This is a genomic window from Escherichia sp. MOD1-EC6819, assembly GCF_002965765.1.
GTDB lineage: Bacteria > Pseudomonadota > Gammaproteobacteria > Enterobacterales > Enterobacteriaceae > Escherichia > Escherichia ruysiae.
This window is the reverse complement of the sequence record NZ_PTRG01000006.1, coordinates 86,557-100,068: the sequence shown is the minus strand read 5'-3', so window position 1 is coordinate 100,068 and position 13,512 is coordinate 86,557. Positions and strand designations below refer to the sequence as shown.

The following is a 13,512-nucleotide window of genomic DNA, read 5'->3' as shown; positions in this document are numbered from 1 at the left end:
TCGCCCACACCTAAACAGGCGGATACGGTATCGTTCCGTCATGGATGGCAAACTGCATAAGCCATAAAAAAGCCATAAAAAACAGGGAGACATTTATGAAGCTTCGCCTGTCGGCGCTTGCTCTGGGAACTACGCTTCTGGTGGGGTGTGCGAGTTCCGGTACAGATCAGCAAGGGCGTTCTGACCCGTTAGAAGGGTTCAACCGCACCATGTACAATTTTAACTTCAATGTGTTAGACCCGTATGTGGTTCGACCGGTAGCGGTCGCCTGGCGTGATTATGTTCCGCAACCGGCGCGTAACGGTTTGAGCAACTTCACCGGCAACCTTGAAGAACCTGCGGTGATGGTTAACTACTTCTTGCAGGGTGACCCTTATCAGGGGATGGTCCACTTTACCCGCTTTTTCCTGAACACCATTTTGGGAATGGGCGGTTTTATTGATGTTGCTGGGATGGCGAACCCGAAACTGCAACGCACCGAACCTCACCGTTTTGGCAGTACGCTCGGTCACTATGGCGTGGGTTATGGGCCGTACGTTCAGTTACCGTTCTACGGTAGCTTTACGCTGCGTGATGACGGCGGTGATATGGCAGACAGCCTTTACCCGGTACTTTCCTGGCTGACCTGGCCGATGTCGGTGGGTAAATGGACGCTTGAAGGGATCGAAACTCGTGCGCAGTTGCTGGATTCTGACGGCTTGCTTCGCCAGTCCTCCGATCCTTACATTATGGTGCGCGAGGCTTACTTCCAGCGTCATGATTTCATCGCCAATGGCGGTGAGCTCAAACCGCAAGAAAACCCGAACGCGCAAGCGATTCAGGATGATTTAAAAGATATCGATTCTGAATAAGACGCAAATAAAAAAGGTGAGTCGTAAAACTCACCTTTTTTCTTATTAAACGAACGTGTTATTAGAACGCGTAGTTAAAGTTAGTCCCGAACAGCCAGGCTTTACCTTCAGACTCGAAAGAATAAGCTGCCGCACCTTCACCTTCGGTGAATTTCACTTTCTGACCATGCATATAAGATGCGCCAACGTCAATGGATGCATCTTCATTAAATGCATAGGTTAACCCAGCACTTAACCACAAACGATCCTGGTCAGGAATGGAAATAGAGCGTTTATCTGCCGGAACCGGGCTGTCGTCATAGGCGATACCGGTACGGAAGGTCCAGTTTTTATCGTAATAGTAGGTTGTACCCAACGCGATACGATATGCGTCACGGAATCCTTCATCTTTATAGAACAGCGTCTGACCACTATCGCCTTTCGCTTTCAACTCCTGGAACTGACTCCAGCTGGTATAGGCCATGCTGTAGTGAATTGCCCACTGCGGCGCAACACGGTTATAACCAGAAATCTCCCACATCTCAGGCAGGTTGAGCGTCAAGGATCCATTTTGTGTTGCACCCATCGTGCCATACGGCAAGCCCATATTACCCAAAATGTTGTTCAGATTTGGGTTAATGGAGCTTTTGTAATCCCCTTCGAAGTCGATTTTAACTTCTGAACGATATGTCAGGCCCCAACGGTTATCTTTATCCAGTTCATAAAGAATACCCGCGTTCCAGCCAAAGCCCCACTCGTCACCTTTCAGATGAGCAATTTGAGAGTCCGGAGTATTAATACCATTGGTCAATGACGCGGGTACACCTTGGGCAATCAACTGTTGAGACAACAAAGGCCCCAGCGAACCGGCGTAACGCTCAATTTTTGCCTTGGCGTAAACAGCATCAAAACCAAGACCAAAACTCCAGCTATTGTTAAGGCGATAAGCCCCGCTAAGGTTAAGGTTGATTGTCTGCAGATCGGTTTTACCGCCATAGATACCAGCAGCATAGTTGTCGGTAAATTCCGTAGCCAGGCCGTAGTTGGACGTTATTGACGCTCCCCAACCAAACTGATCGTTAATAGGCGCGACAAAGTGCAGGTTAGGGACCCACGCTGTCGGTGCGATATTTTTAGCATTTGCACTCTGACCGGTTAAATTAGAATGCCCGGTAATATCTACATCCGGATCAATATAAACCGCACCCGCAGAAAAAGTCGGGCGGTCAAACATGGTAATCAACGCGGGGTTACGGCTGACGTTACCGGCATCATCGGCAATTGCGCCTTCCCCTGAATAAGCCCGACCCAGGCCAGAGGAAGAAAATTCGTTTAACTGAAAGCCTGCCGACCAGGCCTGGGTGGAGATAAGTGCCACTGCGACTGCGAGAGCAGACTTTGTAAACAGGGTTTTCTGGCTCATGACCATAACCTCAATAATTTATTTTTATACAAACTATGTTACGTGCTGTAACAGGAGCGCGAAGTGTAGGGGCTGATGTACATCTTAGAAATCAGACCAGTGGCGAGAGTATAGGTCTGACCAGATAGGATGTTGCAAGTATGTTTCTATCTTTTTTCAAATATGATCTAAGAAACGCGATCCAGCTGGCAAAATTTAGAGGTGGCGCACTCATCCATCCGGGTGAATTTTGTTTTAGATCATTTTTAAGTGTGATTTCGGTCACTTATCCGATTTTGCAGAATTAACAACTGGAGCAGCACTTTCCGGAAGCGTAAAATATCCGCAACGTTTATCTGGCACCTTGGGTGCACATACAGAGGAAATCAACGATGAGTAAATGTAGTGCTGATGAAACCCCGGTTTGCTGCTGTATGGATGTTGGCACCATTATGGACAACTCCGATTGCACCGCGTCTTACAGCCGCGTGTTTGCAAACCGCGCAGAAGCAGAACAAACGCTGGCGGCGCTGACTGAAAAAGCCCGTAGCGTGGAATCCGAACCGTGCAAAATCACCCCGACTTTCACTGAAGAGTCTGATGGTGTTCGCCTGGATATCGATTTCACTTTTGCCTGCGAAGCTGAAATGCTGATCTTCCAGCTGGGTCTGCGTTAATTCCTCTCAGGTACACACGCCCCTGCCAGTTGCTGGCAGGGGCGTTTTGTTTTCTCTTCTTCTTTTTCTCTCTGTGTTATAGCTCCCACTTTCCCTTTTCTCCACTTGGCTAAATGTAAAAAAATGGTTAAGACTATGATCAGGTCAGACCACTTTATCTATTTTTTTACAGGGGAGTGTTATGGGTCAGGTTTTACCGCTGGTTACCCGCCAGGGCGATCGTATCGCCATTGTTAGCGGATTACGCACGCCTTTTGCTCGCCAGGCGACGGCTTTTCATGGTATTCCCGCTGTTGATTTGGGGAAGATGGTCGTCGGAGAACTGCTTGCTCGTAGCGAGATCCCCGCCGAAGTGATTGAACAACTGGTCTTTGGTCAGGTCGTACAAATGCCGGAAGCCCCCAACATTGCGCGTGAAATTGTTCTTGGCACCGGAATGAACGTCCATACCGATGCTTACAGCGTCAGTCGTGCCTGTGCCACCAGTTTCCAGGCTGTTGCAAACGTCGCCGAAAGCCTGATGGCGGGAACCATTCGTGCGGGGATTGCCGGTGGGGCAGATTCCTCGTCGGTATTGCCGATTGGCGTTAGCAAAAAACTGGCGCGCGTGCTGGTGGATGTCAACAAAGCCCGCACAATGAGCCAGCGTCTGAAACTCTTCTCTCGCCTGCGTTTGCGCGACTTAATACCCGTGCCGCCTGCAGTAGCGGAATATTCCACCGGCTTGCGGATGGGTGACACCGCTGAACAAATGGCGAAAACCTACGACATCACCCGCGAACAGCAAGATGCATTAGCGCACCGTTCGCATCAGCGAGCCGCTCAGGCGTGGTCGGAAGGTAAACTCAAAGAAGAAGTGATGACCGCCTTTATCCCCCCTTATAAACAACCGTTCGCGGAAGATAATAATATTCGCGGTAATTCCACGCTTGCCGATTACGCAAAGCTGCGTCCGGCGTTTGATCGTAAACACGGAACGGTAACGGCAGCGAACAGTACGCCGCTGACCGACGGCGCTGCGGCGGTGATCCTGATGACCGAATCGCGGGCGAAAGAATTAGGGCTGGTGCCGCTGGGGTATCTGCGCAGTTATGCATTTACCGCGATAGATGTCTGGCAGGACATGTTGCTCGGTCCAGCCTGGTCAACGCCGCTGGCGCTGGAACGTGCCGGTTTAACGATGAGCGATCTGACATTGATTGATATGCATGAAGCATTTGCTGCCCAGACGCTGGCGAATATTCAGTTGCTGGGTAGTGAACGTTTTGCCCGCGATGTGCTGGGGCGCGCACATGCCACTGGTGAAGTGGACGACAGCAAATTTAACGTGCTTGGCGGTTCGATTGCTTACGGGCATCCCTTCGCGGCTACTGGTGCGCGGATGATAACCCAGACATTGCATGAACTTCGCCGTCGCGGCGGTGGATTTGGTTTAGTGACCGCCTGTGCCGCAGGTGGGCTTGGTGCAGCAATGGTTCTGGAGGCGGAATAATGGAAATGGCATCAGCATTTACCCTCAATATGCGTCTGGACAATATTGCCGTCATCACCATTGATGTCCCTGGCGAGAAAATGAACACCCTGAAGGCGGAGTTTGCCTCACAGGTACGCACCATTATTAAACAACTCCGCGAAAATAAAGATCTGCGCGGCGTGGTGTTTATCTCCGCGAAACCGGACAACTTTATTGCCGGCGCGGATATCAACATGATCGGCAACTGCAAAACGGCGCAAGAAGCGGAAGCACTGGCGCGGCAGGGGCAACAGTTGATGGCGGAAATTCATGCCTTGCCAGTTCCGGTTATTGCCGCCATTCACGGCGCTTGCCTGGGCGGTGGACTGGAGTTGGCGCTGGCGTGCCACGGTCGTGTTTGTACTGACGATCCTAAAACGGTGCTCGGTTTGCCTGAAGTTCAGCTTGGGTTGTTACCCGGGTCAGGTGGAACCCAGCGTTTACCGCGCCTGATAGGTGTCAGCACAGCATTAGAGATGATCCTCACCGGCAAGCAGCTTCGGGCAAAACAGGCGTTAAAGCTGGGACTGGTGGATGACGTCGTTCCGCACTCCATTTTACTGGAAGCCGCTGTAGAGCTGGCGAAGCAGGATCGTCCGGTTTCGCGGGCACTTCCGATTCGCAAACGTGTGATGGCGGGGCCATTAGGTCGTGCGCTGTTATTCAAAATGGTAAGCAAAAAAACAGAACAGAAAACCCAGGGCAACTACCCGGCGACAAAACGTATTCTTGAGGTTATCGAGACCGGGTTAGCGCAGGGCACCAGTAGCGGCTATGACGCTGAAGCTCGAGCCTTTGGTGAACTGGCGATGACGTCGCAATCAAAGGCATTGCGCAATATCTTTTTTGCCAGTACCGACGTGAAGAAAGATCCCGGCAGCGATGTTGCCCCCGCTCCTTTAAATAGTGTGGGAATTTTAGGTGGTGGCTTGATGGGCGGCGGTATTGCTTACGTCACTGCCTGTAAAGCGGGTCTGCCGGTACGAATTAAAGATATCAACGTCCAGGGGATTAATCATGCGCTGAAATACAGTTGGGATCAGCTTGAGGGCAAAGTGCGCCGTCGGCATCTCAAAGCCAGTGAACGCGACAAACAGCTGGCATTAATTTCGGGAACGACGGATTATCGCGGCTTTGCCCATCGCGATCTGATTATTGAAGCAGTGTTTGAAAATCTCGAATTAAAACAACAAATGGTGGCAGAAGTTGAGCAGAATTGCGCCGCTCATACCATCTTTGCTTCGAATACCTCATCTTTACCGATTGGCGATATTGCCGCTCACGCCACGCGACCAGAGCAAGTTATCGGCCTGCATTTCTTCAGTCCGGTGGAAAAAATGCCGCTGGTAGAGATCATTCCTCATGCGGTTACATCGGCGAAAACCATCGCCACCACGGTAAAACTGGCGAAAAAACAGGGTAAAACGCCAATTGTCGTGCGTGACAAAGCTGGGTTTTACGTCAATCGCATCTTAGCGCCTTACATTAATGAAGCTATCCGCATGTTGACCGAAGGTGAACGGGTAGAGCACATTGATGCTGCGCTGGTGAAATTTGGTTTTCCGGTAGGGCCAATCCAACTTTTGGATGAGGTAGGAATCGATACCGGGACTAAAATTATTCCTGTACTGGAAGCCGCTTATGGAGAACGTTTTAGCGCGCCTGCAAATGTTGTTTCTTCAATTTTGAACGACGATCGCAAAGGTAGAAAAAATGGTCGGGGATTCTATCTTTACGGTCAGAAAGGGCGTAAAAGCAAAAAACAGGTCGATCCCGCCATTTACCCGCTGATTGGCGCGCAAGGGCAGGGGCGGCTCTCCGCACCGCAGGTTGCTGAACGGTGCGTGATGTTGATGCTGAATGAAGCAGTACGTTGTCTGGACGAGCAGGTTATCCGTAGCGTGCGTGACGGAGATATTGGCGCGGTATTTGGCATTGGTTTTCCGCCATTTCTCGGTGGACCGTTCCGCTATATCGATTCTCTCGGCGCGGGCGAAGTGGTTGCAATAATGCAGCGACTGGCCACGCAGTATGGTTCTCGTTTTACCCCTTGCGAGCGTTTAGTAGAGATGAGCGAGCGAGGGGAAAGTTTTTGGAAAACAACTGCAACTGACCTGCAATAAGAAGGTCAAAGCTATATGAATCCGCGCTGAATGGCGGAGTGTTGGTCAAAATGTAAACGCATATTGACTATACTTACGCCATTGAGGTAAAAAACAGCGTTTCATTCGGTGAATGGATAAGGCACAATGCCGGCCACCGTCCTCTTTATCTGGTTTCAGATGAAAGAAGACGGGCGAATCTGGTTAACAAAAGCGGTGCAATATGCAAGTTTTTATCATGCGTCACGGCGACGCAGCCCTCGATGCCGCCAGTGATTCGGTTCGTCCTCTGACCACTAACGGTTGTGACGAATCTCGCCTGATGGCGAACTGGCTGAAAGGTCAAAAAGTGGAAATCGAACGCGTTCTGGTGAGCCCGTTCCTGCGAGCCGAGCAAACACTGGACGAAGTAGGGGATTGTCTGAACCTGCCTTCCAGTGCAGAAGTTCTGCCGGAGTTAACGCCCTGCGGCGATGTTGGCCTGGTCAGTGCCTATCTGCAGGCGTTGACCAATGAAGGTGTTGCTTCGGTACTGGTGATCTCCCACCTACCCTTAGTCGGATATCTGGTCGCTGAGTTATGTCCGGGCGAAACGCCGCCTATGTTTACCACCTCGGCCATTGCCAGCGTAACGCTTGATGAAAGCGGAAAAGGTCAATTCAACTGGCAGATGAGCCCGTGTAATCTGAAGATGGCAAAAGCAATTTGATATGAACGTGTAAGGCCCGCTGGCGTAAGCTTTCGGGCCTTAGTTTTGCTTACTGTATTGAAATTATTGCCATTTAAATGCATTTAATCCTCCTGTTATGAAAAAATAAATGTTTCCATTTATAGCAAGGTCAGTTATTTATTTTCACAAAGTTACATATGGAAGTAATTGTTGCTTTTTTGCATGGGTTATTATTTTTCGAAAAGATGTGTTAAAAAATAAAGAGAGAGATTATTGAGCAGGTATTTTAGGGTCTTGATATAATATTAATTCAGAAGAATTAAGATTATATCTTCCCGAAGATATAATCACAATTGCCATATTTATTTTTAGCTGTTTTATGATCCAGAATCATTCATGGGGTAAAGTGTTCGTGCCGTTTTGATGAAATGTTCTGCTGTTTTTTGAGATAATCCTCAAGATATTATTTGCACTATTGATTATTTAAAAGTTTCTACACAGTGTTGTTAGTAAATTTAAATTGAACCACTCTCATTAAAATATCAACATTGCCGCCACGCCAAAGAATATCATCTCGTACAACCCGTATTTTATGGATCAGAAATCCTATTCAATGGTTGGTTAAAAGCTGCTGAAGAAAGATTGAGGGATTTTATCATCAATATTTCAGTTGGCTTATATTCTAATTATTTATGGTTTAAGGACAAATAATGAGTAAGTTTGTAAAAACAGCTATTGCAGCAGCAATGGTAATGGGTGCGTTCACTTCAACATCTTCTTTCGCAGAAGGTAACAACGGTACTGCCCGTTTTTACGGCACCATTGAAGATTCCGTTTGCTCTATCGTACCAGACGATCACAAACTGGAAGTGGATATGGGTAATATCGGTGCGGAAAAACTGAAAAACAACGGCACTACCACGCCGAAAGATTTCCAGATTCGTTTACAGGATTGCGTGTTTGATACCCAAACTACCATGACCACTACCTTCACCGGTACTGTGTCTACGGCGAATAGCGGCAACTACTACACCATTTTTAATACCGATACCGGTGCGGCGTTTAACAACGTGAGCCTGGCGATTGGTGATCAACAAGGAACCTCTTACAAAAGTGGCGCTGGCATTAATCAGCAGATCGTAAAAGATACTGCAACCTCCAAAGGCAAACCGAAACAAACTTTAAACTTTAAAGCCTGGCTGGTAGGTGCGACTGACGCACCGGACCTGGGCGGTTTTGAAGCGAATACCACCTTCCAGATTACCTATCTCTAAGGTATTCCCCCTCATAGCAGTAATGCTATGAGGGTTTTTTAGCGTTTCGATAGTCTTTAAATAACCACGGATGGATACGTGTATGCCTGACCATTCCCTTTTCCGCTTACGGGCGCTTCCCTGGTGCGTTGCCATGGCAATATCTGGATGCCATATCAATGCCTGGGCCGACGAAGATATTCAGTTTGATTCCCGTTTTCTGGAATTAAAAGGCGACACGAAAATTGATCTGAAGCGTTTTTCCAGCCAGGGTTATGTTGAACCGGGTAAATATAATTTACAGATTCAGGTAAATAAACAGCCGTTACCTGATGAATATGATATTTACTGGTATGCGTCAGAAAACGATAAAAATAAAACTTACGCCTGCCTGTCGCCAGAGCTGGTGGCGCAGCTTGGTTTTAAAGAAGATATTGCACAAAAATTGCAATGGGATCGCGATGGTAAATGCCTCAAACCAGGTCAACTTGACGGTCTGGAAATACGTGCTGATTTAAGCCAGTCCGCACTGCTCATCACCTTACCGCAGGCTTATCTTGAATACAGCGATGTAGACTGGGACCCACCTTCACTCTGGGATGATGGCATTCCCGGTTTCATTGCCGATTACAGCATCAACGCCCAAACCCGACACGAAGAAAATGGCGGCGATGACAGCAACAACATCAGCGGCAATGGTACGGTTGGCGTTAACCTTGGGCCGTGGCGCCTGCGCGCCGACTGGCAGAGCGATTATCAGCACACCCGCAGTAACGATGAAGAGACGGATAACAGCACCGAGAGAAACTGGGACTGGAGCCGTTACTACGCCTGGCGTGCGTTACCGAGCCTGAAAGCCAAACTGGCACTCGGCGAAGACTACCTCGATTCTGATATTTTTGATGGTTTTAACTACATCGGCGGTAGCATCAGCACCGACGATCAAATGTTGCCGCCGAACCTGCGCGGCTATGCTCCGGATATTTCCGGCGTGGCGCATACGGCGGCGAAAGTCACCGTTAGTCAGGCAGGGCGCATAATTTATGAAACCCAGGTGCCTGCCGGGCCATTCCGTATTCAGGATCTCGGTGAATTTAACTCTGGTACGCTGCATGTGCGCATTGAAGAGTTGAACGGCCAGGTGCAAGAGTATGACATCAGCACCGCTTCCATGCCGTTCCTGACGCGTCCGGGCCAGGTGCGATACAAAGTGATGATGGGGCGCCCGCAGGAGTGGGGGCACCATGTACAGGGCGGATTCTTCTCCGGTGGTGAAGCGTCCTGGGGGATAGCCAACGGCTGGTCGCTGTACGGCGGGGCGCTGGGCGATGAAAACTACCAGTCTGCCGCGCTTGGCATCGGGCGCGATCTCTCCATTTTCGGCGCGATGGCGTTTGATATTACCCATTCACATACCCGGCTTGACGATTCAACCGCTTACGGCAAGGGCACACTCGACGGTAACTCTTTCCGCGTCAGTTACTCCAAAGACTTTGATGATCTAAACAGCCGCGTCACCTTCGCCGGATACCGCTTCTCTGAAGAAAACTATATGACCATGAGCGAGTATCTGGACGCGAATGACAGCGAAATGGTCCGCGCCGGCAATGATAAAGAGATGTACACCGCCACCTATAACCAGAACTTCAGGGATGCCGGCGTTTCTGTTTATCTGAACTATACGCGCCATACCTACTGGGATCGCGAGGAGCAGACCAACTACAACGTCATGCTCTCCCATTATTTCAACATGGGCGGCATTCGTAACATGAGTATCTCCCTGACGGGTTATCGCTACGAGTATGACAACAGCGCCGACAAAGGCGTCTATATCTCCTTAAGTATGCCGTGGGGTGATAACAGCACCGTGAGTTACAACGGCAACTACGGCAGCGGTTCAGACAGTAGTCAGGTGGGATACTTCAACCGTATTGATGACGCCAGCCACTATCAGATAAACGTTGGCAGCAGTGAAAATCACTCCAGTGTCGATGGCTATTACAGCCGTGACGGTTCAATGGCGCATGTGGATCTGAGCGCCAACTACCATGAAGGGCAGTACACTTCTGCCGGGTTGTCTTTGCAGGGCGGAGCCACGTTAACGGCGCACGGTGGCGCGTTGCATCGTACTCAAAACATGGGCGGTACGCGCCTGCTTATCGACGCTGACGGCGTGGCTGACGTACCGGTCGAAGGTAACGGTTCAGCGGTGTACACCAACATGTTCGGTAAAGCTGTCGTTGCGGACGTCAATAACTACTACCGTAACCAGGCCACTATTGACCTGACTAAACTGCCAGAGAATGCCGAAGCCACGCAGTCAGTGGTTCAGGCGACGCTCACCGAAGGAGCCATTGGCTACCGTAAATTTGCGGTCATCAGTGGGCAAAAGGCGATGGCTGTCCTGCGCATGAGTGATGGTAGTTATCCGCCATTTGGTGCAGAAGTGAAAAACGAACACGACCAGCAGGTCGGTCTGGTTGACGATGACGGCAACGTCTATCTGGCCGGGGTAAAAGCTGGCGAACGTATGAGTGTCTCATGGAATGGGGCTTCCCACTGTGAGATCTCCCTGCCAGACCCGCTGCCTGCCGACCTGTTCAACGGCCTGTTACTGCCGTGTAAGCAAAAAGGCGCGGTGGCGCCTGCCACTCCGCTGGAAATCAAACCGGTGATTCAGGAACAGACGCAGCAGCTCACTCCGGGTACACCGCCAGTCGCTATCTCCGCTAACCAATAACGTGATTAAGGAATGATCCATGTATACACAGACTAATACCGCAAAAATGGTTGCCCCGGCGCTGGCGCTGCTGGTGACCGCCGCCAGTTTTACAACCCACGCATCGGTAACGCCCGACCGCACCCGCTTGATCTTCAACGAAAGTGACAAATCCATCAGCGTCACGTTGCGCAATAACGATCCTAAGCTGCCATATCTGGCGCAAAGCTGGATAGAAGACGAAAAGGGCAACAAAATCAGCTCGCCATTGACGGTTCTGCCGCCGGTACAGCGCATTGATGCGATGATGAATGGTCAGGTAAAAGTCCAGGGAATGCCGGATATCAGCAAGTTACCTGCCGATCGTGAGAGCATGTTCTACTTTAATGTGCGTGAAATTCCGCCAAAATCGAACAAACCGAACACCCTGCAAATTGCGCTGCAAACGCGTATCAAACTGTTCTGGCGACCGAAGGCGCTGGCAGAAATCAATATGAGAGATCCGTGGCAGCACAAGGTGACTTTAACCCGCAATGGGCAGGCCTTCACCGTTAATAACCCGACGCCGTATTACGTGATCCTCAGCAACGCCAGTACCCAGAAAAATGGTAATCCGGCAGCCGGATTTACGCCGTTGGTGATGCCGCCGAAAACATCCGCACCGCTGAATGTGAAGATGGACAGTGTGCCGGTGCTGACGTATGTCAACGACTACGGCGCACGATTGTCGCTGATCTTTAAATGCAACGGCAATAGTTGCCAGGTGGATGCAGAGCAGAGCCGCAAAGGCTGATGCCGGGAGAGTCTTATGAAATACACGTTTCTGGTGGGAACGGGCATTTTTCTCCTGAGCGGCTGGCTGACGGGCAACATGTCCGTCGCGGGAGAAAGTAAACCGGTGTTATTAACGTTGCGCGTTCTGGTGGATGAGCCACCGCCCTGTTCCGTGAAGGGGAGCAATGTTGAGTTTGGCGATGTGTACATTAACAAAATCAATGGCACAAATTACCGCACGACGGGTGCGCTTTATACCCTGAATTGTGCTAACAAGGCGTCAGGTGTTGATGATCTGCGGATGCAGCTTAAAGGCACCACCACCGTGATTAACGGGGAAACGGTCATTGCGACGCAAATTTCAGGTTTGGGTATCCGCATTGAAAACGGCGCCGATAACACCCTGTTTAAAGTCGGAGAAGGTAACTGGTCTGATTTCAATGTTAACCAGTTGCCCAGTCTCAAAGCTGTGCCGGTAAAACAGAGCGGAGTGCAGCTTACGCCAGCGGAATTTAACGCCAGTATGACGATGGTGGTGGATTACCAATGAAAAAAATCACGTTCTTTATACTCTGCGCGTATGGTGGCATGGCTCTGGCAGCAAATGAAGACATCACCTTCCACGGTACGCTGGTGTCACCTCCAGCCTGTACCATTAGCGAGGGAAAGACCATTGAAGTGGAATTTCGCGATCTTATCATCGACAGCATCAACGGGGATTATGGTCGCAGGGAAGTGAACTATGACCTGAGCTGTGACTCCGCAGTACGCGATCCCGACTGGATTATGACACTTACCTGGACGGGGACGCAGACCTCGTACAATGACGCGGCTATCGAAACAGATGTCCCTGGCTTTGGTATTGAGCTTCAGCACGATGGTCAGCGTTTTAAGCTGAATACGCCGCTTGCCATTAACGCCACCGATTTTACGCAAAAGCCGAAGCTGGAGGCTGTGCCAGTGAAGTCGGCTGATGCGGTGTTGAGTGATACCACGTTTTCGGCCTATGCAACATTGCGGGTGGATTATCAATGAAGACAGGACGCATTTATTCGTTCGGCTACGCGCTGTTAGCGGGGCTGCTGTTGACCGGTGGCACTTGTGCCCTGGCCGTGGATAACAACCTGCATTTTTCAGGCAACTTATTAAGCCGTTCCTGCACGCTGGTGGTTGATGGCGGAAATCTGGCAGAAGTGCATTTTCCTGCCATCAGCCGTCAGGATCTTATGGTCGCCGGGGAATCCCCGCGCGTTCCGGTGGTGTTTAAGCTGAAAGATTGTAAAGGGCCAGCGAGTTACCAGGTGCAGGTGACCCTTACCGGTACGGAAGACAGTGAGCAGCCGGGTTTCCTCGCGCTGGATACCACCTCAACCGCTCAGGGCGTCGGGATTGGAATGGAAACGACCGATGGTGTGCGGGTGGCGATTAACAACCCGACCGGGGCGAAATTTACGCTCAGCGATGGCAGCAATGATATTCATTTCAGGGCCTGGCTGCAGGCGAAAAGCGGTCGCGATGTCACGCTCGGTGATTTTACCGCCAGCCTGACGGCAACTTTTGAGTATATATAAG

12 protein-coding genes are annotated in these 13,512 nt (G+C 50.3%); 11 read left to right on the top strand and 1 reads right to left on the bottom strand.

Annotated elements, in window-relative coordinates:
• The first annotated feature begins 95 nt into the window (after window positions 1-95).
• The gene (gene mlaA / locus A7Z06_RS10215; protein WP_000776780.1) at window positions 96-851 is read left to right on the top strand and encodes a phospholipid-binding lipoprotein MlaA; all 756 of its coding nucleotides are present in this window, start codon (window positions 96-98) and stop codon (window positions 849-851) included.
• A 61-nt stretch (window positions 852-912) separates the two neighbouring features.
• Here mlaA and fadL read toward each other — a convergent pair whose 3' ends face one another.
• Window positions 913-2,253, bottom strand: a complete 1,341-nt coding sequence (gene fadL / locus A7Z06_RS10210; RefSeq protein ID WP_024212665.1) for a long-chain fatty acid transporter FadL — start codon at window positions 2,251-2,253, stop codon at window positions 913-915.
• A gap of 371 nt (window positions 2,254-2,624) precedes the next feature.
• Here fadL and A7Z06_RS10200 point away from each other — a divergent pair, with 371 nt between their 5' ends.
• The 10 genes from A7Z06_RS10200 (at window position 2,625) to A7Z06_RS10155 (ending at window position 13,511) form a co-directional block, all read left to right on the top strand.
• Window positions 2,625-2,909 (top strand): YfcZ/YiiS family protein, encoded by a 285-nt coding sequence (locus tag A7Z06_RS10200; protein WP_001296261.1) that lies wholly within the window; start codon window positions 2,625-2,627, stop codon window positions 2,907-2,909.
• A 181-nt stretch (window positions 2,910-3,090) separates the two neighbouring features.
• On the top strand, window positions 3,091-4,401 hold the full coding sequence (gene fadI / locus A7Z06_RS10195) for an acetyl-CoA C-acyltransferase FadI (RefSeq protein WP_000531938.1): 1,311 nt from the start codon (window positions 3,091-3,093) through the stop codon (window positions 4,399-4,401).
• Entirely contained in the window at window positions 4,401-6,545 is a 2,145-nt protein-coding gene (gene fadJ, locus A7Z06_RS10190) for a fatty acid oxidation complex subunit alpha FadJ (protein WP_000424980.1), read from the top strand. The genes fadI and fadJ overlap by 1 nt, the downstream gene beginning before the upstream one ends.
• 202 nt (window positions 6,546-6,747) lie before the next feature.
• Complete coding sequence (gene sixA / locus A7Z06_RS10185) at window positions 6,748-7,233, top strand: phosphohistidine phosphatase SixA (protein ID WP_001195811.1); 486 nt, start codon at window positions 6,748-6,750, stop codon at window positions 7,231-7,233.
• A gap of 671 nt (window positions 7,234-7,904) precedes the next feature.
• Window positions 7,905-8,468 (top strand): fimbrial protein, encoded by a 564-nt coding sequence (locus A7Z06_RS10180; RefSeq protein WP_000033322.1) that lies wholly within the window; start codon window positions 7,905-7,907, stop codon window positions 8,466-8,468.
• Between the two features lie 82 nt (window positions 8,469-8,550).
• Entirely contained in the window at window positions 8,551-11,187 is a 2,637-nt protein-coding gene (locus A7Z06_RS10175; RefSeq protein ID WP_010346722.1) for a fimbrial biogenesis outer membrane usher protein, read from the top strand.
• A gap of 19 nt (window positions 11,188-11,206) precedes the next feature.
• Entirely contained in the window at window positions 11,207-11,959 is a 753-nt protein-coding gene (locus A7Z06_RS10170; protein WP_000288641.1) for a fimbria/pilus periplasmic chaperone, read from the top strand.
• A gap of 15 nt (window positions 11,960-11,974) precedes the next feature.
• On the top strand, window positions 11,975-12,490 hold the full coding sequence (locus A7Z06_RS10165) for a fimbrial protein (protein ID WP_000877921.1): 516 nt from the start codon (window positions 11,975-11,977) through the stop codon (window positions 12,488-12,490).
• Entirely contained in the window at window positions 12,487-12,975 is a 489-nt protein-coding gene (locus A7Z06_RS10160; protein ID WP_000724357.1) for a fimbrial protein, read from the top strand. Before A7Z06_RS10165 ends, A7Z06_RS10160 begins: the two co-directional genes overlap by 4 nt.
• Entirely contained in the window at window positions 12,972-13,511 is a 540-nt protein-coding gene (locus A7Z06_RS10155) for a fimbrial protein (protein WP_000847939.1), read from the top strand. Before A7Z06_RS10160 ends, A7Z06_RS10155 begins: the two co-directional genes overlap by 4 nt.
• The last annotated feature ends 1 nt before the right edge of the window (window position 13,512 follow it).